Source organism: Streptomyces sp. NPDC051105 (assembly GCF_040682795.1).
GTDB lineage: Bacteria > Actinomycetota > Actinomycetes > Streptomycetales > Streptomycetaceae > Streptomyces.
In genome coordinates this window covers 81723-103415 of sequence record NZ_JBFBBR010000012.1, presented here as the reverse complement: position 1 = coordinate 103415, position 21693 = coordinate 81723, and the positions used below count along the sequence as shown (strand labels likewise).

Annotated in this window: 16 protein-coding genes; 3 read left to right on the top strand and 13 right to left on the bottom strand. The window is 72.4% G+C overall.

The annotated features are described in order from the left end of the window. Positions 1 to 6: 6 nt before the first annotated feature. Genes AB0N16_RS27935 through AB0N16_RS27925 form a run of 3 tightly spaced genes read right to left on the bottom strand, consistent with a single transcriptional unit; the run spans position 7 to position 3071 of the window. Positions 7 to 1647: an AMP-binding protein gene (locus tag AB0N16_RS27935; RefSeq protein ID WP_365801306.1), complete on the bottom strand. Its 1641-nt coding sequence runs from the start codon at positions 1645 to 1647 to the stop codon at positions 7 to 9. A 45-nt stretch (positions 1648 to 1692) separates the two neighbouring features. Next, positions 1693 to 2592, bottom strand: coding sequence for an acyl-CoA thioesterase domain-containing protein (locus AB0N16_RS27930; protein WP_365801304.1), 900 nt, complete (start codon positions 2590 to 2592; stop codon positions 1693 to 1695). After that, positions 2589 to 3071: a cupin domain-containing protein gene (locus AB0N16_RS27925; RefSeq protein WP_360496034.1), complete on the bottom strand. Its 483-nt coding sequence runs from the start codon at positions 3069 to 3071 to the stop codon at positions 2589 to 2591. The genes AB0N16_RS27930 and AB0N16_RS27925 overlap by 4 nt, the downstream gene beginning before the upstream one ends. Positions 3072 to 3258: 187 nt before the next feature. On the opposite strand from AB0N16_RS27925, the gene AB0N16_RS27920 reads away from it, so the two are divergent. Next, positions 3259 to 3678, top strand: coding sequence for a RidA family protein (locus AB0N16_RS27920; RefSeq protein ID WP_365801302.1), 420 nt, complete (start codon positions 3259 to 3261; stop codon positions 3676 to 3678). Here the strand turns inward: AB0N16_RS27920 and AB0N16_RS27915 are convergent. Further along, positions 3675 to 4529, bottom strand: a complete 855-nt coding sequence (locus AB0N16_RS27915; protein ID WP_365801300.1) for a PaaX family transcriptional regulator C-terminal domain-containing protein — start codon at positions 4527 to 4529, stop codon at positions 3675 to 3677. The genes AB0N16_RS27920 and AB0N16_RS27915 overlap by 4 nt on opposite strands. Before the next feature lie 394 nt (positions 4530 to 4923). On the opposite strand from AB0N16_RS27915, the gene AB0N16_RS27910 reads away from it, so the two are divergent. Beyond that, positions 4924 to 5529, top strand: coding sequence for a GPP34 family phosphoprotein (locus tag AB0N16_RS27910; RefSeq protein WP_365801298.1), 606 nt, complete (start codon positions 4924 to 4926; stop codon positions 5527 to 5529). Between the two features lie 194 nt (positions 5530 to 5723). Here AB0N16_RS27910 and AB0N16_RS27905 read toward each other — a convergent pair whose 3' ends face one another. Further along, entirely contained in the window at positions 5724 to 6728 is a 1005-nt protein-coding gene (locus tag AB0N16_RS27905) for an RNA polymerase sigma factor (protein ID WP_365801296.1), read from the bottom strand. Continuing rightward, positions 6725 to 7198 carry a hypothetical protein gene (locus tag AB0N16_RS27900; RefSeq protein ID WP_365801294.1) on the bottom strand — a complete coding sequence of 158 codons (474 nt, stop codon included), beginning with the start codon at positions 7196 to 7198 and terminating at the stop codon, positions 6725 to 6727. The genes AB0N16_RS27905 and AB0N16_RS27900 overlap by 4 nt, the downstream gene beginning before the upstream one ends. Before the next feature lie 245 nt (positions 7199 to 7443). Between AB0N16_RS27900 and AB0N16_RS27895 the strand changes: the two genes are divergently transcribed. Continuing rightward, positions 7444 to 8385: a D-2-hydroxyacid dehydrogenase family protein gene (locus AB0N16_RS27895; RefSeq protein WP_365801292.1), complete on the top strand. Its 942-nt coding sequence runs from the start codon at positions 7444 to 7446 to the stop codon at positions 8383 to 8385. 55 nt (positions 8386 to 8440) lie between these two features. On the opposite strand, the gene AB0N16_RS27890 is transcribed toward AB0N16_RS27895, so the two are convergent. From AB0N16_RS27890 to AB0N16_RS27860, 7 genes are all read right to left on the bottom strand, one after another. Further along, a complete protein-coding gene (locus AB0N16_RS27890) occupies positions 8441 to 9685 on the bottom strand; it encodes a ThuA domain-containing protein (protein WP_365801290.1) in 1245 nt (414 codons plus the stop codon). Between the two features lie 145 nt (positions 9686 to 9830). After that, on the bottom strand, positions 9831 to 11168 hold the full coding sequence (gene ccrA / locus AB0N16_RS27885; RefSeq protein WP_365801288.1) for a crotonyl-CoA carboxylase/reductase: 1338 nt from the start codon (positions 11166 to 11168) through the stop codon (positions 9831 to 9833). 48 nt (positions 11169 to 11216) lie between these two features. Then, positions 11217 to 11999, bottom strand: a complete 783-nt coding sequence (locus AB0N16_RS27880; RefSeq protein WP_365801286.1) for an alpha/beta fold hydrolase — start codon at positions 11997 to 11999, stop codon at positions 11217 to 11219. A gap of 206 nt (positions 12000 to 12205) precedes the next feature. Beyond that, positions 12206 to 13438: a cytochrome P450 gene (locus AB0N16_RS27875; protein WP_365801284.1), complete on the bottom strand. Its 1233-nt coding sequence runs from the start codon at positions 13436 to 13438 to the stop codon at positions 12206 to 12208. An 86-nt stretch (positions 13439 to 13524) separates the two neighbouring features. Beyond that, positions 13525 to 14769 (bottom strand): cytochrome P450, encoded by a 1245-nt coding sequence (locus tag AB0N16_RS27870; RefSeq protein WP_365801282.1) that lies wholly within the window; start codon positions 14767 to 14769, stop codon positions 13525 to 13527. Between the two features lie 48 nt (positions 14770 to 14817). Then, positions 14818 to 16314: an FAD-dependent monooxygenase gene (locus AB0N16_RS27865; RefSeq protein WP_365801280.1), complete on the bottom strand. Its 1497-nt coding sequence runs from the start codon at positions 16312 to 16314 to the stop codon at positions 14818 to 14820. Next, positions 16311 to 21692, bottom strand: coding sequence for a type I polyketide synthase (locus AB0N16_RS27860; protein ID WP_365801278.1), 5382 nt, complete (start codon positions 21690 to 21692; stop codon positions 16311 to 16313). The genes AB0N16_RS27865 and AB0N16_RS27860 overlap by 4 nt, the downstream gene beginning before the upstream one ends. Between the last annotated feature and the right edge of the window lies 1 nt (position 21693).

Sequence of the window (21693 nt, the reverse complement as noted above, 5' to 3'; positions counted from 1 at the left end):
TTCCTCTCACTGCTCAGCGGTCTGTTCGGCTTCGATGATCTTGCGGAGCGCGAACCGCTGGAGTTTTCCGCTGGTGTTGCGCGGCAGGACGTCGTGGAAGCGGACGTCCCGCGGGTACTTGTAGGGCGCCAGGACCTGCTTGACGTGGTCCTGTATCTCCTTGGCCTTCGTCGGGTCCCCGGTGACGCCCTCGCGCAGGACGACGAAGGCACAGACGACCGAGCCGCGTTCGGGATCGGGGCGCGCCACCACCGCCGACTCGACGACGTCCGGGTGGGTGTCGATGGCGGCCTCCACCTCGGGGCCGCCGATGTTGTACCCGGAGGAGACGATCATGTGGTCGCTGCGGGCGTGGTAGTGGAAGTAACCGTCCTCGTCGCGGTGGAAGATGTCGCCGGTGACGTTCCAGCCGTTGACGACATAGTCCTGCTGGCGCTTGTCGTCGAGGTAGCGGCAGCCGACCGGGCCGATGACGCCGAGCCGTCCCGGCTCACCCGGGCCGAGCTCCTCGCCGTCGAGATCCAGGATCGTGGCGCGGTAGCCGGGCACGGGACGTCCGGTGGCTCCGGGCCGGATGTCGTCGCCGGCGGCGGAGATGAAGATGTGCAGCAGTTCGGTCGCGCCGATGCCGTCGATGACCTTCAGCCCGATACGGTCCCGCAGTTCCTGCCAGGTGGTGAGCGGTATGTGCTCGCCCGCCGACACGCCGACCCGGACGCTGCTCAGCTGCCCTTCCTTGCCGTCGCGCACGATCGCCTTGTAGGCGGTGGGCGCGGTGGCGAGGACGGTGACCCCGTGTTTCTCCACGAGGTCGGCGAGCTGGGCCGGGGTCGCCGTCTCGGTCAGCAGGGCGCAGGCGCCGGCCCGCAGCGGGAAGACGACCAGCATGCCGAGGCCGAAGGTGAAGGCGAACGGCGCGGTGCAGGCCACCAGGTCGTCCTCGCGCAGCCCCAGCAGGTGGCGGCCGAAGGTGTTGTCGATGGACAGGATGTCACGGTGGAAATGCATCGTGATCTTGGGGACGCCGGTGCTTCCGGAGGTGGGGCCGAGCAGCGCCACGTCGTCGGCGGCCGTCTCCACGTCCCTGAACTCGCCGGACTTGGCGGCGCACCGGGCGACCAGGTCGTCGGGGCCGGGCCCGCCGTACTCGACCAGCGTCAGGTCGGGCAGGACGGTGCGGATCTCGTCGGTGAAGCGGTGGTCCACCAGCGCGATGGCGGGCTTGGTGCGTTCGGCGATCGGGGTGATCTCGCGGGCGCGCAGGGCGGCCATCGTGGTGACCACGACCCCGCCTGCCTTCAGGACGCCGAGCCAGCAGGCCACCGTCCAGGGGGTGTTCGGTGCGCGCAGCAGGACGCGCCGGCCGGGGACCAGGCCGAGGTCCTCGGTGAGGACCTGGGCGACCTGGTTGGCGCGGGTGCGCAGTTCGCCGTACGTCCACAGCTCCCCGGCGGGGGTGCGCAAGGCGGGGCGGTCGGGGCCGTGGCGTTCTACGGCCGCGTCGATGAGCTCGGTGGCCGCGTTGAGGCGGGCCGGGTAACTCAGTTCGGGCGTGGTGAACTCGAGCGTGGGCCACAGACCGGCGGGCGGGAGATGGTCCCGGGCGAAGGTGTCCAGGTGTGAGGTCGGTGAGAGCGGAACAGCCAACGTGGGGTTCCTTCCGGGAGCCCGCCGGTGGAATGCGGCGGGCGGTCAGGCGGGGCGGATCATGCCCTCCTGGACGACTGTGGCCAGGTGACGGTGGTCGCGGGTGAAGAAGCGTCCGGTGCCGAGGCCGCGGCCCTCGTCGGCGGCCACCGCCTCCTGGGCGTAGAGCAGCCAGTCGCCCATCGGTGCGGGGCGGTGGAACCACATGGCGTGGTCGAGGCTGGCGGTGACCAGGCCCGGGTCGGCCCAGGCCAGGCCGAGGACCCGCAGGACGGGTTCGAGGATCGTGTAGTCGCAGACGTAGGCGAGGGCGGCGAGGTCGCGCTGGGCGTCGGTGAGTCCCTCGACGGGCCGCAGCGCGTCGAACGGCCGTAGCCAGACCGCCTGGTGGGGCAGCCGCTCGCCCTCGACGGTGAGGTAGACGGGGCCGGGGACGTGGCGCATGTCGAAGCCGCGGCCGCCGCGCCAGTAGGCCCTGGACTCGGCGGTCATGGTGCCGCCGGTGCGCTCGGCGAGGTACTCGGCAGAGCTGGGCAGCGTCTCGGGGCCGGGGATCTCCCCGGCGAACTCGGTGTGGAAGGAGCCACCCGGCTCCCCCGCCGCGAAGTTGGCGAGGCAGACGTAGAGCGCCTTGCCGTTCTGGTAGCCGCGGACCTGGCGGGTGCTGTAGCCGCGGCCGTCGCGCACCACCTCCACCTCGTAGCGGACCTCGGCGCCGATGTCGGCCGGGCGCAGGAAGTAACTGTGCATCGAGTGCAGCGACTTGCCGTCGGTCACCGAGCGCATCGCGGCCGCGGCGGCCTGGGCGACGAGGTCGCCGCCGTAGGCCTTGGGCCAGGGGCAGGGCTGGGTGGTGGCGGTGAAGGCGAGGTCGAAGTGCTCGGGCGCGGCCGGCTTGAGGGTGAGGGCCGCGGTGACGATCGCCGAGGTCGGGGCGGCGGTCATCGGTTCAGCCAGTCGCGCAGGTCGGTGTCGGCCACGTCGGGCAGGTTCACCACGATGTTCTCCGGGGTCCGGGTGGTCATCCACACCAGCGGCTTGCTCCGGGAGAGGTTGCACTCGACGTGCGGCATGAAGGGCGGGACGAAGACCCAGTCGCCCTCCGTCATGTCGACGTAGTCCTCGAACTTCTCGCCGAAGTAGATCCGGGCCCGGCCGGACAGGACGTATCCGCCGGTCTCGGCCTCGCCGTGGTGGTGGGTGACCGAGCGGTAGCCGGGCTCGTTGCTGACCTTGCCGTACCAGAGGCGGCGCGCCGGGGTGTGCTGGGCGCTGACGCCCGACACCCGGACGGCGCCGCCCGAGTCGGCGGTGTTCACGTCCTCCTGACCGGCCCGGGTGACGACGGGCGCGACGATACCGCTGGGCAGCCGGTACATCTCGCTGTCGCCTTCGAGTCGGTACTTGCTGAGGTCGGGCTCCATGGAACGGCTCCGTTTCCGTGGGCTTGCCGGGGGCGTCGGCCTGTCGGGGGCGTCGGCTCGTCGGGGGCGTCGGCTCGTCGGGTCCGGAGGAGGACCGCGCCCTATCTCGTATATTTCACGGTCGTCATTTATTGTCAATATGACCGGCCGTGCGGCCGGAGCCGGACACCACCGAACCGGAGGCCTCATGACTCCCGTCGCCGTGAACCCGCCCGAACTGCCCGCCCCGAGCGGCTACTCACACGGAACGCTCGCTGGCAACACGCTCCACCTGGGCGGCCAGACCGCGCTCGACGCCGACATGAAGATCGTTCCGGGCGGGATCGTGGAGCAGTTCCGTCAGGCGTTCGGCAACGTGCTCAGCACGCTGCGGGCGGCGGGCGGCGAGCCGGCGGACCTGGTGAGCGTGACGATCTATCTCACCGACATCCCCGACTACCAGGCCCACGGCAAGGAGATCGGCAGGGTGTGGCGGGAGCTCGCGGGGCCGGTGTACCCGGCGATGGCGGGCATCGGCTGCACGGCGCTCTGGCAACCGGAGGCGATGATCGAGATCCTCGGGGTGGCCGTGATCCCGGAGGAACGGCTGATCAGGCCCCAGGCCTAGGCGGTGTGGATGACCGCCAGGGCGTGTTCGCGGGCGGGCGCCCGGAGCGTCCTGTCGAGTTCTTCGAAGAGCGCGCCGGCGGTCTCACCGTGCCAGCCCTGCGGCAGCAGGGAGAGCGGCAGGCCGGGGTCGCGGTACGGGAGCCGGCGCCACTCGGTGAGCATCGGCAGATAGAGCCCGAACGCCTCCCTCGGCGCGATCCCGCCTGCGGCCGCGCGCTCGCGCACCGACCCGTACCGCGTGAGGAAGTCCGCGTAGAGCGCGGTGAGCTCGTCGAGGTCCCACCACTCACGGACCTTCGCCGACAGGTCGCCGAAGGCGAAGTGGTCGCCGGTGAAGATGTCGACGTACGGGGTCAGTTCGAGGCGTTGCAGGGTGCGGCGGGTCTCGTCGGCGAGGATGCCGGGGGCCACCCATACGCCGGGGGCCGCGGTGCCGAAGCCCAGCCGGGTCAGGGCCGTGCGCAGGGCGTGGCGCTTGTCCCGCTCGGACTCGGGCACGGAGAAGACGACGACGAGCCAGCCGTCGTCGGCCGCGGCCCGGTTCCGCTCGAAGATGCGTATGTCACCCTCTTCCAGCACCTCCAGCGTGCTGTCGGCGACGGCGTATCCGGCGGCTCCCTCATGGTGCTCGCTGCGCAGCACCCCGCGCCGCTTCAGCCGGGAGACCGCCGAGCGGACGGCCTGACCCTCGACACCGAGGTCGGCCATGAGACGTATCACCGAGGCCACGGAGAGCCAGTTGTGCTCACCGCGCGCGTACAGTCCGAAGAGGGTGATGATCAGGGGACCCAGCCGGCTGTCCCGGCCGCCCGCGCCGACGGCGGACGACGGCTCGACCTCCGCTGTCATGTCCACCGACCTCCGGTTGATGTCACCCTTCTGATCGCCAAGCAGCCTATCGCGCATGCCGGCACTCCATCGGCGCTGTGGATAGCCGCTCCCGCCGGTGCGGGTTCGGTTCCCGCTCCCCGGCCCGCCCGTGCGGGCCCCTGCTCCCCGGCCCTGTCGATCGCCGCTCCCGTGGCCCCGCACCCGCCCGTGTCGCGCTGCGCGTCGGCTCGTCGCGGCACATCGTGGTGGTACGGCGCGCGAAGCGGCACACCACACGTCTCGCCTGGGCGGAACGAGTGACCTGCGCGGGCGAAGCGCGAGAGACTGCGTGGCGCCCGCACCGGGCATCGTGTTCTTCCGCGCCACCATGGCCGCAGATGCCTCTGCCGCCCTCTCTGTTGGGGAGTCCGACATGACCACACCCCGGGACCTGTTCATCGTCACCGTGTACGACGCCGCGGCCCGGCCCGTCGAGCAGGGCGACCTCTCGCTGGCGCTCGCGGGAGCCGAACTGGTCGATCTCCTCGACGCCGGGGCGGCCACCCTCGACGACGAGATCGTCGTGCCCGCCTCCCAGGGCGGGACAGGCGACCGGCTCCTCGACCAGGCCTCGGCGGCGCTGAAGCGCGACACGCCCTACGAGTCGGTCGAGGACTGGCTGTGGCGCCGGGGGCGTGGCCTGTCCGCCACCTATCTCGCCGAACTGGAGGAGGACGGCACGGTCACCCGGCAGCGGCGACGGTGGCTGCCGCTGCCGACCGGGCGGACGGCGCCGGCCGACTCGCCCGAGCATGCCCGGGCGCGCGAGCGCTGGACGTCGGGTGAGCCAGTGCTCGCCGCCTTCGCGGCCGCGGTGGGCATCCAGGACGAGACCCCCAAGGACCTCGCGAGTACCGTCTCCGACGCGACCGTGACGGTGGTGGCCGCGGTGGACGGCGCCGTGACGGAGCTGGCGGCCGTCCGGCAGCGGCGGGAGATCGAGAACGCGGCCTTCGACAACGTGTGGCGCGGTCTGTAGCGGTCGCCGTACGCGGCCGACCGCCCATGGGTCGCCTTCTCCCCGGCCGACCGTGCCCCACTTCCCGTCGAGTCCCCGGCCGTTCAAGGTCCCCCGCTTTGCGGTGGAGTCGACCACCTGGAGCGCCGGCCTGCCCGCGCCCCGGCCGGGTGCCGTGGTGGAGGAGGCCGGGGACGGAGGCGCGGCCGGTCGGGTCAGGTGTCGTCGAGGTAGTCCCGCAGCACCTGGGAGCGGGACGGGTGACGGAGCTTGCTCATCGTCTTGGCCTCGATCTGCCGAATGCGTTCGCGGGTCACGCCGTAGACGACGCCGATCTCCTCCAGGGTGTGGGCGCGGCCGTCGGTGAGTCCGTAGCGCAGCGCGATGATGCCGGCCTCGCGGGCGGTCATGCCGCTGAGCAGGCGGCGGATGGTGTCCTGGAGGAGATGGTGGGTGACGGCCTCCCAGGGAGCGGGCGTGTCGGTGTCCTCGATGAGGTCGCCGAACTCGCCGTCGCCCTCCTCGTTGAGCGCGGCGTGCAGGGAGACGGGTTCCCTGGTGTAGGCGTCGAGTTCGACGAGCCGTGCGACCGGGATCTCGGCCTTCACGGCGACCTCCTGCGGGGTGGGCAGCACGCCCCTGTCCAGCATCAGTTCCCTGCGCGCCCGGGCAACCCGGTTGATGAGCTCCACGGTGTGGACCGGGATCCGTATGGTGCGGCTCTGGTCGGCCAGGGCGCGGGTGACCGCCTGTTTGATCCACCAGGTCGCGTACGTGGAGAACTTGAAGCCCTTGGCGTAGTCGAACTTCTCCACCGCCCGGATGAGACCGGAGTTTCCTTCCTGGACGAGGTCCAGGAAGTCCAGGCCCCGGCCGGTGAAGCGCTTGGCCACGGAGACGACCAGGCGGAGGTTGGCCTCGGTGAGGTGGGCCTTCGCCCGGAGGCCGTCCTCGGCGAGCAGGACCAGCTCCTCCCGGGGATGCCGGTTCTCGCCCTCCGTCAGCAGCCGCTGCGCGTACAGGCCGGCCTCGACGCGCCGGGCGAGGTCGACCTCCTGCTCCGCGGTGAGCAGCTTCACCCGGGCGATGAGGCGCAGGTAGTCCTTCACGGGGTCGGTGCTGCCGCCCTCCGCCGGGAGCCGCGGTTCAGGACCGTCGGTCTCGTCGTCGAACGGGGACAGCGCCTGCGCCGTCGCGGCTTCCATGTGGGCGAGGCTCATAGCGTCTCCTCCAGCAGCGCACCGAGATGCCCGCCGGTGTGCGATCCCGGGTGGGCCGCGATCTGTTCCGGGGTGCCCGCGGCGATCGCCTGTCCGCCCTGGCGCCCCCCCTCCGGGCCCATGCCGATCAGCCGGCCGGCCGTCGTGACGGCGTCGGGGTGGTACGCGACGATGACCGTGTTCCCGCCCTCGACCAGTCGATGCGGGGCCGTCGGCAGACGTTCCGCGTCGACGGAGTACGGACCGGTGGTGGACTCGTCGAGCTGTCCGAGGAATTGCCGTGCGCACGCGGACAGCGATTCCATATACCTCGGCCGGCCTTCCGTGAATACGGTGTCGGACGCCCGGCTCGACTTACCCGGACCGGAAACTCCCTCGAATACGACGAGCAAGTTCTCGGGAAAATCCTCCGAGGCATCGCGGAAGTTGTGCCGGCCGGCGCCTTGACGAGGAGTCGATTGCTCACTCATTTGAGGCTACCACCGCAAAACTGCTGGAGACGGCCGCCCTGGAGCCGCTTTTTCCTGTGAGGAACATCGCGCTTGACCGGTCTTTTCGAGGTGTGGGCACAGAAACCACACGTTGCTGACGACCATTTCGGTCATGGAGCCCACGTGCCACAGGAGCCCCGGCGGTTCCACCCCCGTACCCTCGTTCGGTACACGCCTCACCCATCTGTATGTCGGCCCGGCTGCCGAGAGCGAGAGGAATGCGCATGAGGATCGCGATCCTGGACGACTACCAAGACGTGGCCCTGGGCCTGGCCGACTGGGACTCGCTCCAGGCCGACGTGCACGTCTTCAGGGAGGCCTTCGCGGACGAGGAGGCGGTCGTGGCGGCCCTCGCCGAGTACGAGGTGGTGGTCGCCATGCGGGAGCGGACGCGTTTCCCGTCCTCGACCCTGGTCAGGTTGCCCCGGCTGAAACTGCTCGTGACCACCGGACCGGTCAACGCGGCGATCGATCTGGAAGCCGCTCGCCGTGCGGGGATCACCGTCTGCGGCACGGGCTATTTCGGGTACCCGACGGTCGAACTCACCTGGGCGCTCATCCTCTCCGCGGCCCGCATGGTCCCGCAGCAGGTGGACTCCGTACGCCGGGGCGGCTGGCAGGAGGGTCTGGGGACGAGCCTCAGGGGTGCCACTCTCGGGGTGCTGGGTCTCGGCCGGCTCGGGACCGCGGTGGCGGAGATCGGGCGCGCCTTCGGTATGCGGACCATCGCCTGGAGCCAGAATCTGACGCCCGCGGACGCGCAGGCGAAGGGAGCGGAGTACGTCTCGCGGGACGAACTCTTCGCCCGCTCCGATGTGCTGAGCATTCATCTCGTACTCAGCGACCGTACCCGGGGCCTGGTCGGCGAGCGCGAACTGGGCCTCATGAAATCGACGGCGATCCTGGTGAACACCTCGCGCGGGCCCCTGGTGGACGAGGCGGCGCTGATCGGCGCGTTGACCGGGAAGAGGATCAGGTCGGCGGCACTGGACGTCTTCGACCGGGAACCCCTGCCCGCCGGCCATCCGCTGCGCACCCTGCCGAACGCCGTGGTCACCCCCCACATCGGGTACGTCAGCCGGGATCTGTACGAGGTCTTCTACCGGGACGCGGTCGAGGACATCGCGGCCTGGAGCGCCGGAGCGCCCGTGCGCACACTGTTCTGACCCCCGGTGCCGGCATGCCGCGGCTGGGGCACGCCGGCCTTTACGGAGGGTCGGCTCAGGACGGCAGCGTCCAGCTCTGGTTGGCGGAACTCGAGCATGACCAGATCTGCAGCCGGGTGCCGTTGGCCGAGCTGGGACCGGTCGCGTCGAGGCACTTGCCCGACTGCGGGTTGACCAGGGAGCCGTTCGCGCCGGGCTGCCAGACCTGTGATCCGGTGCCGTTGCAGTCGTAGAGCTGCACCTTGGCGCCGTTGGCGGTGGAGGCCCCGGTCACGTCCATGCACTTGCCGAGCGAGCTGAGGGTCCCGGCCGTGGAGACCGTCCAGTTCTGCGCGCTGGTGCCGTTGCAGTCGTAGAGCTGGACGGCGGTGCCGTTGGCGGTGGCGGCGCCTGCCACGTCCACGCACTTGCCGCCGTAGCCGTGGATCGGACCGGTGGTGTTGGCGGGCGGGGTGACCGGACCGGACTGGCCGGACGCCCACTTGATCTCCTGGAGCAGGAGCTGGTTCTGCTGGGCGCTCCCGAACGTCGACGACAGGGTGGTGTTGGTCGCGTAGTCCATCGCGTTGTGGCCGAAGTTGTTGTAGACCATCTTGTAGTTGCGGTTGGACCAGACGATCGGGTAATAGCCGCTGTACCAGGTCTGGTTGGGGTCGGTGCCGATCGGGAAGGTGGACGGGGCCATCGAGGCGAGGATGTCGATGGCAGGGTTCTGCCGCAGGTCGTTCTGCCAGCTGTACCACTCGCTGACCGAGGACGTGATGGTGGCCGGGAGGTTCGCGGTCGCGGGGTGGGTGGGGTCGTCGATCTGAAGGGTCTCCGCGGTCGGACCCCAGCTGTTGCTCTTGAAGGTGCCGGTGCCGAGGAACGTGTTGTGGTACCAGGGCCAGTCACTGGTGTTGTCGTTGTACGCCGAGACGTGGAAGCCGATGAATCCGCCGCCGCCCGCCATGTAGGTCTGGAAGGCGGACTGCTGCGACGCGGTGTGCGGGTAGTTGTCGAGGAACATCACCACCTGGTAGTTGGCGAGCGTCGCGGAGTTGAGCCGGCTCCAGTCCGTCGTCGCCGTGTAGGTGAAGCCGTTCTGGGCGCCGGCCTGCGGGAACCAGGTGTTGGCCTCGTGGTCGAAGCTGATGTGCGCCGCGTCGTAGGTGCCGTCGTAGAAGGCGATCACATTCACGGGCGCGGCGGCCCGGGCGGTGGCCGCGGGTGCGGCCTGGACGCCGAGCACCACGGCGAGCAGAGCGAGGAGTCTTAACAGGGTGCGGGGCCAGGCCATGTCCGGGTGGGGGGTGTTCATGCCAGGACCTTCCTCATACGTGAACGTCGGAAGACATACGTAGACGTGCCGCATTGAAGGCCCTGGTCGGCGTACATGTCAATGGTGCAGACCAAACATCGGTGGGTGCCGTGCCGGCGGGAACCTCGGGCCTGCCGGCCCGCGTTCACACCGTGCGGAAGCGGTTGATGGCCGGCTCGTGCCGTGCCCGCAGTTCGGGGTCGGTGACGCCGAGTCCCTCCCGCGGGGCCAGGCACAGCACGCCGACCTTGCCGTGGTGGTGGTTGCGGTGGACGTCGGTGACGGCCCGGCCCGTCTCGGCGAGCGGGTAGCTACGCGAGAGGGTGGGGTGGATACGGCCCTTGACGACGAGCCGGTTGGCCTCCCAGGCCTCGCGGTAGTTGGCGAAGTGGGAACCGATGATCCGCTTGAGGTGCATCCAGAGGTAGCGGTTGTCGAACTCGTGCCGGTAGCCGGAGGTGGAGGCGCAGGTGACGATCGTGCCGCCCCTGCGGGCCACGTAGACGGAGGCGCCGAAGGTCTCCCGGCCCGGGTGCTCGAAGACGATGTCCACGTCGTCGCCGCCGGTCAGTTCGCGGATGCGCTTGCCGAACCGCTTCCACTCCCGCTGGTCCTGGGTCTCCTCGTCCCGCCAGAACCGGTAGTTCTCCGCGCCTCGGTCGATGATCGCCTCGACGCCCATGGCGCGGCAGATCTCCGCCTTCTGCTCGCTGGACACCACGCAGATCGGTATCGAGCCGCCCGCCAGCGCGTACTGGGTGGCGTACGAGCCGAGACCACCGCCCGCGCCCCAGATCAGCACGGTGTCGCCGACCTTCATGGCGGCGCCGTTGCGCGAGACGAGCTGACGGTAGGCGGTGGAGTTGACCAGGCCGGGGGCCGCGGCCTCCTCCCAGGTCAGGTGCCCGGCCTTGGGCATCAGCTGGTTGGCCTTCACCAGCGCCAGCTCGGCCAGCCCGCCGTAGTTGGTCTCGAAGCCCCAGATCCGCTGCTCCGGGTCGAGCATGGTGTCGTCATGGCCGGCCGCGTCCTCCAGCTCGACGGACAGGCAGTGCGCGACCACCCGGTCACCGGGCTGCCAGCGGCGCACCCCGGGCCCGGTGCGCAGGACCACACCGGACAGGTCGGAGCCGATCACGTGGTAGGGCAGGTCGTGCCGGGCGGCCGGGCCGCCGGTGCGGGCGTAGCGTTCGAGGAAGGCGAAGGTCGGCACGGGCGAGAACAGCGCGCTCCACACCGTGTTGTAGTTGACGGAGCTCGCCATGACGGCGATCAGGGCCTCGCCGGGGCCGGGCTCCGGGGTCGGTACGTCACTGAGGTGCAGGGCCTTGGCGGGTTCGCGGTCGCCGACCGGAACCCCGTCGAACATGTGCTGTTCGTCCTTGCGCAGCACGGTGGCCCGGTAGGACTCCGGTACCGGAAGGGACGCGAAGTCACGTGTCTGCGCGTCGGGTGACTCGATCGCGGCGGCCAGGTCGGTCATCACCACAGGCTTCCTTCGGTCTGGGGGACGTACTAGGGGACGGTTCGGTCAGGCGTCGCGTCCCGGGCCGCGGCGGAAGGCCGCCAGGTCCTCGGTCAGCGCCCGGACCACTCCGGCCTGCTGTTCGGCCAGGTAGAAGTGGCCGCCGGGGAAGGCGCGCAGGGTGAAGGCGCCGGCGGTGTGGGCGCGCCACTCCTCGGCCTCGGTGAGGGAGACCTGCGGGTCGTCGTCGCCGACGAGCACACTGATCGGGCAGCGCAGCGGCGGGCCCGGCAGGTACCGGTAGGACTCCACCGCCGTGTAGTCACCGCGGATGGCCGGCATGATCATCTCGATGACGTCGTCGTCGAGGAGCAGCCGCTCGTCGGTGCCGTTCAGCCGGCGGATCTCGGCGACGACACCTGCGTCGTCCATCGAACGGACCCCGCGGTCGCGCACCTTGGGCGGGGCGGTGCGGCCGGAGGCGACCAGCCCGAGCAGGTCGAGCGAGGAGTCCCGCTCGATCCGGCGGGCCACCTCGAACGCCACGCAGGCGCCCATGCTGTGCCCGAACAGCACCAGCCGGCGGCGCGGCAGGGACTCCAACACGGTGAGGATCTCGTCGGCCAGTTGCGAGATCGCCGTGCGGGGCGGTTCGGCACGCCGGTCCTGGCGGCCCGGGTACTGCACGGACAGGACGTCGGCGACGGGGGCCAGCGCGTCGGCGAGCGGCCGGAAGTAGCTGGCGGAGCCGCCCGCGTGCGGGAAGCAGACCAGCGACAGGTCGGTGTGCAGGGGCGCCGGCCGGTAGCGGCGGATCCAGAGTTCTGGTGCGGTCAGGGTGTCGGTCATCCCCGTACTCTCCGTGTGCGGTGGGGCCGTGGCCGTGTGGTCGGGTGCGGTGAGGCCGTGGCCGTGTGGTCGGGTGCGGTGAGGCCGTGGCCGTGTGGTCGGGTGCGGTGAGGCCGTGGCCGTGTGGTCGGGTGCGGGACGCCGTGGGGGATGCGGTGCGTGCCCACCGGAGGGCTCCGGTGGGCATCCGCCCGGTGTCCTGCGGGTCAGCCGGTGACCCGGACGGGCAGTTCGGCCAGGCCGCGCATGATGATGTTGGGCACCCGGGCCGGGCTCTCGGTGACCGGCTCCAGGTCCAGCGCGGCCAGGGCGGACACCGCGGCCTGTGCGGTGAGCCGGGCCAGTGGCGCGCCGACGCAGAAGTGGATGCCGAGGCCGAAACCCAGGTTGCGGCCGGCCGGCCGGTCCAGCCTCAGCTCGTCGGGGTCGTCGTAGACGTCCGGGTCGTGGCTGGCCGCGCCGATCATCAGCATGACCTGCTCGCCCGGCTGGATGGTGTGCCCGGCGATCTCGGCCTCGGCCAGGGCGACCCGGGAGATCATCTGCACCGGCGTGTCGAAGCGCAGCATCTCCTCGACCGCGGCGGGCACCTGGCCGGGGTGGGCGCGCAGCCAGTCCCGCTGGTCGGGGCGGCCCAGCAGCGCGAACATGCCGTTGCCGATCAGGTTCACGGTGGTGGCGTACCCCGCGGAGAGCAGCAGGGTGCAGGTGACCTCAAGCTCCTCGGGGGTCAGCGTGTCGCCGCCCTCCTCGACGGCGACCAGCTCGCTGATGAGGTCGGTGCCCGGCTTCGCCCGGCGCTCCTCGGCCAGTTCGCCGATGTACCGGTACAGCTCCGCGCGGGCGTTGTCGCGTTTGGCGATCTCCTCGGGCGCGAGCAGGAAGCTCGGGTCCAGGCCGCGGGCGATGTCCCCGGACAGCTCGTCGAAACGGGCGGCGTGCTCGGCCGGGACGTCCAGGAGCGCGTTCTGCATCCGGCCCGGCAGCGGGTGCGCCACCGCGCTCATCAGGTCGATCGGACCGTCGCCGGCCTCGGCGCGCGCGGTCTCGATCAGCTCGCGCACGACCTGCTCGGCGGTGGTCCGCATCCGGTCCACCTGACGGGCCGCGAACGCCTTGCCGACCAGGGCGCGGATCCGGGTGTGCTCCGGCGGGTCGGAGAAGATGAACGGCCGCACCACCGTGCCGTCGGCCTCGGTGCGGAAGTGGTCGGCGACGGTGGCGCCGTCGCCCCACCCGAAGCGCTGGTCGCGCAGTACGGCCGAGCAGGCCTCGTGCCCGGTCACCGCCCACAGCCCCAGCGGGGTGCGGGTCACCGGGCCCTTCTCCCGGATCTGCGCGTAGATCGGGTAGGGGTCGGCCAGGAAGGCCGGGTCGAAGGGGTCGAAGGGCAGCAGCTGGGCTATGAAGCCCGGGTCCAGCATCGGTGCCTCGGTCATCGCTGTCGTTCCCAACCCCGCGCGGGGACGGCAGTCACCGCGCGGAAGAGAGTCTCGGTATGGAGAGGGGGGATACGCGGGAGAGGTCAGCCCGTGGCGGCCGGGGTGGCCGCGGTGAACGTCACCGGCAGGTGGTCCAGGCTGTTGGCCACCAGGCTGGGCGTCCAGGTCAGCTTCTCGTCGGGGACGGCGAGTCGGAGGTCGTCGAACCGGTCGAACAGGGTGCGCAGCGCGATCCGGGCCTTGAGCCTGGCCAGGGGGGCGCCGATGCAGAAGTGGGTGCCGTGACCGAGCGCCAGGTGCTTGGAGGCGTCACGGTGGATGTCCAGCGTCTCCGGGTCGCTGAACTGGCCCGGGTCGTGGTTGGCCGCGGCCAGTGAGATCATCACGTGCTCGCCCGCCTTGACCTGCGCCCCGCCCAGCTCCATGTCCTCCGTGGCGAAGCGGTACACCACGGTGAACACCGGGCTGGTCAGCCGCAGCAGTTCCTCGATGGCCGGGGCGAGCCGCTCGGGGTCGTCCTTGAGCTCGGCCAGCTGCTCCGGGTTGCGCAGCAGCGCGAGGATGCCGTTGGAGAGCAGGTTGATGGTGGTCTCGGCACCGGCCAGGAGCAGCAGCATGACGGTGGAACGGATCTCCAGGTCGGCGAGGGCGTCGCCGTCCTCGTTGGCCTGCACCAGACCGGAGATGAGGTCCGGGCCGGGGTCGGCACGGCGCTGCGCGGTCAGCTTGGTCAGGTACTCCTCGAACCAGCCGACCGAGGCGACGACCTCCTCGGGGCTTGAGGAGTTGCCGAGGCCGACGAAGATGTAGGTGTTGCGCTCGAACTCCTCGACGTCGGCGAGCGGCACGCCCAGCATCTCGTAGAGCACCGTGGAGATCAGCGGCGAGATGAACGAGGCCTTCAGGTCGGCGGTGCCGGCCTCGGCGACCGCGTCGAGCAGTTCGTCGGTGATCTGCTGGATCCGCTCGCCGAGGTCGGCGACCCGGCGCGGCGTGAACGCCTTGGAGACCAGTCTGCGCAGCCGGGTGTGCTCGGGCGGGTCGGCGAGGTTCATGTGCTGGTTGAGGATGGACTTACGGCCGTCGTAGCCCACGGAGGGCCACAGTTCGGGCAGCGCGTTGTCGAAGTGCTTGCTGAGCTTGCGGTTGTTGAGTGCGGCGAGCGCGTCGTCGTACCGGGTGATCATCCAGACCGGGTTGCCGTCGGGCAGCAACAGCTGCTCCACCGGGCCGGGTTCGGGCAGCCCGGGCGCCCAGGGGCGAGGGCCCGCCGTGGCGTCGGCGTGCACGGGACAGCCGGTGGCCGGCGCGCCGTCGGGGTTGGGCATGTCGTGTCCTCTCATCGTGGGGTGCTCGGCTCGTGGGGTGCTCGGCCGTCACGGGGTGGTCGCGGCCGGGGACGACGGGGTGGGGACCAGTGCGGCGAGCCTCGCGGCGGCCCCGGGGAACCGGTCGGCGGGGCCCGCGGCGGCCACATAGCCGTCCGGGCGCAGCAGCACGTACTTCTCGGTGGGGCCGTCCAGCGGGAAGTGCGCGACCAGTTCGGGCAGCCGGTCGGTCAACTCCGCGGCCTCGGAGGCCAGTCGGGTGTCCTTGCCGCCGTAGGTGATCAGCTGGAACCGGCCGGCCAGTTCGTCGGACGCCTTGGGGATCCACCGGGGGTCCCGGGTGCCGGGGCGCGGCCGGGCGCGTTCCGTGCCGCCGAAGAGCACGTCGGGGTAGTGGCTGCGCCAGCCGGCCAGCATCGGGGCGTAGCCGCGGGCCAGTACACCGGTGGCGTCGAGCAACCGCCAGGTGAGGTTACGGATCTGACGGGCGAGCGGGCCGACCACGGCTTGCCGGGCCATCCGGCCGGTGGCCTGGAGGGTCTGCTCGATCGCGGCGCGGCGCTCGGGGTCGTAGGTGTCCAGGATCGACTCGTGGAGTCGGCCGTGCACCACGCCGGCGAGCTTCCAGGCCAGGTTGCGGGTGTCGGGGATGCCGAGGTTGAGGCCCTGGCCGCCGATCGGGCTGTGCACGTGGGCGGCGTCGCCGACGAGGAAGCAGCGGCCGGAGCGCAGCGCGCCGGCCACCCGCTCGTCGCTGGCGAACAGGGTCACGGTGCGCACCTCGGTGAAGCGGAGCCCGCCGGGGCCGCGTTCGTCCAGCAGCGCCTGGGCCTGCTGGGCGGTGGCCTCGGTGCCGTCCGGGACGGCGCCGGAGATACGGAACTCGCCGCCGGGCAGCGGGGCGATCAGCGCGACCCCGGTGTCGGCGAGGAAGTAGTGGATCTCCTCGGTGCTGATCCCGCCGGTGCCGTGCTCGCCGGCGATGCGTCCCTCGGCGAGTAGGAAGGTGGCCGGGAACCGGGCGCCGGAGAAGTCGATGCCCAGCTGGGCGCGGACCTGGCTGTGCAGGCCGTCCGCGCCCACCACCCAGTCGGCCTCGATCTCGGTGGTGGAACCGTCCGTACGGCTCGCGGTGACGGTGACCGTGTGAGCGTCCGGGGCGACCTTGGTGACCCGGGTGCCCCACTCGACGTCGACGCCCCGGTCGGCCAGAGCCTGGGCGAGCAGCCGGCCGGTGTGCTCCTGGGGCAGTATCAGCGGGGCGTTGGCCTCGCTGAGCGGCACGCGCACGCTGCCGCCGGAGCCCAGGTGGTAGTGGAGCGCGGCGGGCTGGACGCTGTCGCGGGCGGCCCGCTCGGCGAGCCCCAGTTCGCCGAGCACTTCGCGTACCGGCGGCCACAGCAGGATCGCCCGGGAGCCGGTGTGCGGGTGGTCGGCCGCGTCGACCACGGTGACCGCCACGCCGAGCCGGCTGAGCTGTGCGGCCATGGCCAGGCCGCACGGGCCCGCGCCGACGACCAGAACGGTGGTACGTCGTTGTGTCACTGTTTCTCCAGCCACTCGTGCACCGCCTGGGCAGTACGGTCGGCATGCTCTTCGAGGACGGTGAAGTGGTCGCCGGCCAGCTCCACCACGTCGTGCGGGTAGGCCCAGGAGGCGGGCGGGCGGTCGAACCCGGTGAGCGGCTCGGTGGCGCGGGCCACCAGGACCGGCGTGGTCGAGTCGGCGGGTTCCCAGTCGGTGAGCAGCCGGAGATAGCCGCCCATGGCGGTGAGCCGGGCGTCGGTGACCGCGCCGTTGTCGGCCAGCCTCGCGAGCATCTGCTCGAACAGGGCGGCGCCGTCGGTGGGGAGTTCGGGTCCGAAGACGAAGGTGTCGACGAGGACCAGCCCGGCGGCCGGCCGGCCCCGTGCGGCCAGTTCGGCGGCGACGCCGTCGGCCAGCAGGCCGCCGGAGGAGTAGCCGACCAGCACCACCGGCCGCTCCCCCGCCGCCACCTCCACCTGCCGGGTGGTGGCCGCGATGGCGGCGGGCCGGTCGGCGGGCAGCGGTTCGCCGTCGAGGTAGCCGGGCAGGGCGAGGGCCGAGACCGCGCGCCGGCCGCGCAGTCCGGCGGCGAACCGGGCGTACTGGTGCGGGCCGGACGTGGCCAGCACGGTGGGCAGACAGATCAGGAGCGGGCCCTCGTCGTGGGCGGTCAGCTCCACCGGTCCGGGCAGCGGTCCGGCTTCGTCGGCGGAGCCGAAGGTGGGACGCAAGGTGGCGGCGGCCCCGAGCAGTTCGATGAACTCGCCGGTCTTCCCGGCCTCGGTCGCCTCGCGGTACAGGCCGGTGAACATCCCGGCCTCGGGGGTGGCGGCCGGGTCCGGGCGGAGTTCGCCCCGCAGGTGCCGGGCGAGCGCCTCGGGGGTGTCGTGCTCGAAAAGGGTGGCCGCGGTCAGCCGTAACCCGGTGGCCGCCGACAGCCGGTTGCGCAGCTCCAGGGTGGTCAGCGAGTCAAAGCCGTGTTCGAGGAAGCGGCGGCCCGGGTCGATCGCGGAGCCGTCGGCGAAGCCCAGGACGGCCGCGGCCTGCCCGGTGATCGCGGCCAGCAGCGCGCCGTACCGCTCGGCGGCGGGCAGGGCGGCCAGCCGGCCGGCGTCCGGGGTGTCCGGGCCGGTGGGCTCGCGGCGGCCGCGGTCAGGGGTGAAGTCGGCGATGAGCGGGCGCGGTCCGGTGACGGTGTACGCGGCCCGGAACCGCGGCCAGTCCACGTCGGCGAGCAGCAGCCGGGTGTCCCCGGCGGTGAGCGCGGCGCCGAGCGCGGCCAGGGCACGGTGCTCGTCGAGGACCGCGATGCCCCGTCCGGCCAGCCGTTCCCGGCGGGTGGCCGCCACGCCGGTGGTGTCGGCCGGGTCGTCCCAGGGTGCCCAGGCCACCGAGAGGGCGGGCAGTCCGGCGGCGGCGCGGTGTTCGGCCAGCGCGTCCAGTGCGGCGGCGGCCGCGGCGTAGCCGGCCTGGCCGACGCCGCCGAAGGTGCCGGAGACGGAGGAGAACAGCACGAACGCGGTGAGCGGGGTGTCGCGGGTGAGGTCGTGCAGATGCCGGGCGGCGGTGACCCCGGGGTTGGGTGCCGCGGTGCCGTCCAGGGCGGTCAGCGGCGTCTCGGTCAGCGGTACGGCGGTGTGCAGCACGGCGGTGACCGGATGCCCGGCGAGCAGTTCCGCGACTGCCTGACGATCTGTCAGGTCGCAGGCGGCTGTGTGCACTTCGGTGCCGAGGTCGCGCAGGTCGGTGACGACGTCCGCGGCCACGGTGGCCTCCGGGGCGGTGGTCAGCAGCAGCGCGGGGGCGCCCGCGGCGGCCAGCCAGCGGGCCGTGGCCGCGCCGACGGCGGTTTCCGCGCCGGTGACCAGGGTGGTGCCGGTGGGCCGCCAGCCGGCGCCGGTCGGGGCGGTCAGCGGGCTGCGGACCAGGCGGCGGGCGAACAACCCGGCCGGGCGGACGGCCAGTTGTTCCTCGCCGGTCCGCCCGGACAGCGCCGCGCACCAGCGGGTCAGCGCCCGTTCGTCGGCCTGGGCGGGCAGGTCGACGATGCCGCCGGTGAGGGTGGGGTGTTCCAGGGAGACGGTGGGGGCCAGGCCCCACAGCCCTGCCCGGTCCGGGTCGCCGTCCGGCTTCGCGTCCAGGGCCACCGCTTCCGTGGTGGTGAACCACAGCGGGGCCGTCACGCCCGCTTCCACGAGGGCGCGGACCAGGGACACGGCGGCCGGCCAGGCCAACAGGGCGAGCACCCCGGCGGGTTGCGCGCCGGCCAGTGCGGTGCGCAGGGCTTCCGGGTCCGGCGGACCGGCGGTGACCTCGACCCGGATCACCCGGGCGCCGTGCCGGGCCAGCGCGTCGGGTTCCGGACCGGTGTGCCCCGGGGGTACGGCGACCAGCCAGTCCCCGGAGAGCCGGGCGCTCGCGGGATCGGGCACCGGCCACCAGTCCAGGGTGTGGCGCCAGGAGTCCACGACGGACTGTTCACGCCGCTGCCGCCGCCATGCCGACAGCGCGGGCAGTACGGCGGCCAGCGGTGCGGGGTCCAGTTCCAGGGCGTCGCTGAGGCCGGCCAGGTCGGCGCTCTCGACCGCTTCCCAGAAGCCGGACTCCATCGGATCGGAGGTGGCCGTGGCGGCGGTGGGGCCGGGCTCCGGCCAGTAGCGCTGCCGCTGGAAGGGGTAGGTGGGCAGGTCCACCCAGGCGGTGTCCCGGCCGGCCAGGGCGGCGCCGAGGTCGACCGGGGCGCCGCGGGTGTGGGCGTCGGCCGCCGAGCGCAGGAAGCGGTCCAGGCCGCCCTGGTCGCGGCGCAGCGAACCGACCGCGGCGGCATCGGCCCCGGCGTCCTCGGCGATCTCCTGCACGGCGGTGACCAGTACCGGGTGTGGACTGACCTCGACGAAGTGCCGGAATCCGGCGGCCAGCAGGGTGCGCACGGCGGGATCGAAGGCCACCGGCCGGCGGGCGTTGTCGAACCAGTACTCCGCGCCCAGGGTGCCGGTGTCGGTGAAGGCGCCCGTGACGGTGGAGCAGAACGGCACCTCGGTGGCGGTGGGCCGGACGTCCGCGAACATGTCCACGATGCGGTCGTGCAGCGGGTCCACCTGGTCACAGTGCGAGGCGACGGTGGAGGCGACCAGGCGGGCGCGCAGCCCGTCGGCGGTGGCCTCGGCGACGAACCGGTCGAGGCCGGCCGGCTCGCCGACGACGGTGACCGCGTTCGGGCCGTTGACCCCGCCGATGTGCAGTGCGTCGCCCTGCGCTACCAGCCGGGCGCGGACCTGCTCCTCGGGCGCGGCCACCGACACCACCGCGCCGTTGCCGCGCAGTTCGTCGGCGAACAACTGGCTGCGCAGCACCACGATCTTCAGCGCGTCGTGCAGGGACAGCGCCCCGGCCGTGTAGGCGGCGGCTATCTCGCCCTGGCTGCTGCCGACCACCGCCGCCGGGGTGAGGCCGTAGGAGCGCCACAGTTCGGCCAGCGACACCATCACCGCGAACAGCACGGGTTGCAGGATCTCGATGCGCTCCATGTCGGGCGCGCCGGGCGCCCCGCGCAGCACGTCGGTGAGGGACCAGTCCACGAAGGCGCGGGCCGCGGTGTCGCACTCGGCGAGGTGCGCGGCGAACACCGGGGCGCAGTCGAGGAGTTCGGCGGCCATGCCGGCCCACTGCGAGCCCTGGCCGGGGAACACGAACACCACCCGGTCGTCCGGTGCGGCGGTGGCACTGACCACGGTGTCGTGTGGCCGACCGGCGGCGAGGGCGGACAGGCCCTCGGCGGCGGTGTCCGCGTCGGCGGCGACGACCACGGCACGGTGTTCGAGGGCGGCGCGGGAATGCAGCAGGGCCGCCGCGAGGTCGGGCAGCGGGGTGCCGCTCCGTACCAGGGGCAGCAGGCGTTCGGCCTGGGCGTGCAGGGCCTCGCGGGTGCGGGCGGAGACCACCAGGGGCACCGGCGTGAGCATGCCGATCGCCTCGGCCGCCATGGCCGTTCCCGGCTCCGGTGCCTCGAACTCATCGGCCTGTTCCAGCAGTACGTGTGCGTTGGTGCCGCTGATGCCGAACGCCGAGACGCCGGCCCGGCGCGGGCGACCGGTCTCCGGCCAGGGCTGCTCCTCGGTGAGCAGCGCCACCGCGCCGGAGGCGAAGTCCGCCTCGGAGGTGGGCGCGTCCACGTGCAGGGTGCGGGGCAGCCGGTCGCCGCGCAGCGCCATCACCGTCTTGATGATGCCGCCGACCCCGGCGGCCGCGCCGGCGTGGCCCAGGTTGGACTTGAGCGAGCCCAGCCACAGCGGGCGGTCGGCGGGCCGGTTCCGGCCGTAGGTGGCGAGCAGCGCGTTGGCCTCGATGGGGTCGCCCAGCGCGGTCCCGGTGCCGTGCGCCTCGACGGCGTCGATGTCGGCGGCGGCCAGGCCCGCGTCGGCAAGCGCGGCGCGGATGACCCGCTCCTGGGAGGGCCCGTTGGGCGCGGTCAGCCCGTTGGAGGCGCCGTCCTGGTTGACCGCCGAGCCGCGCACCACGGCGAGCACGCGGTGGCCGTTGCGGCGCGCGTCGGAGAGCCGCTCCACCACCAGGATCCCGGCGCCCTCGGCCCAGGCCGTGCCGTCGGCGGCCTCGGCGAACGCCTTGGCGCGGCCGTCCGGGGCCAGGCCGCGCTGCCGGGACAGTTCCACGAACCCGGCCGGGGTGGACAGCACCGACGCGCCACCGGCCAGCGCCAGCGAGCACTCGCCGCGGGCCAGCGACTGGCGGGCCAGGTGCAGGGCGACCAGCGAGGCGGAGCAGGCGGTGTCCACGGAGAGCGCGGGCCCCTCCAGACCGAGGGTGTACGACAGCCGCCCGGAGAGCACGCTGATCGCGTTGCCGGTGAGCAGGTAGCCCTCCAGGTCCTCGGCGGCCTGCGCGGCGAGCATCCCGTAGTCCTGGGCGCCGCTGCCGACGAACACGCCCGTCCGGCTGCCGCGTAGCGACAGGGGGTCGATGCCGGCCCGTTCCAGCGCCTCCCAGGACGTCTCCAGGAGCAGCCGCTGCTGCGGGTCCATGGCGAGGGCCTCGCGCGGCGAGATCCCGAAGAACGTGGCGTCGAAGTCGGCCACGTCGTACAGGAACCCGCCCTCCTTGACGTAGGTGGTGCCGGGCCGGTCCGGGTCGGGGTCGAAGAGGCGGTCCAGGGGCCAGCCCCGGTTGGGGGGGAAGGCCGACATCACGTCCCGCCCGGCGGCCACCACCTCCCACAGGTCCTCGGGCGAGGCGATGCCGCCGGGAAAGCGGCAGGCCATGCCGACGATGGCCACCGGCTCGGTGTCGCGCTGCTCGTAGTCCCGCAACCGCTGCCGGGTCTCGTGCAGGTCGACGGTGACCTTGCGCAGGTAGTCGCGGAGACGGTCGACATCACTCATG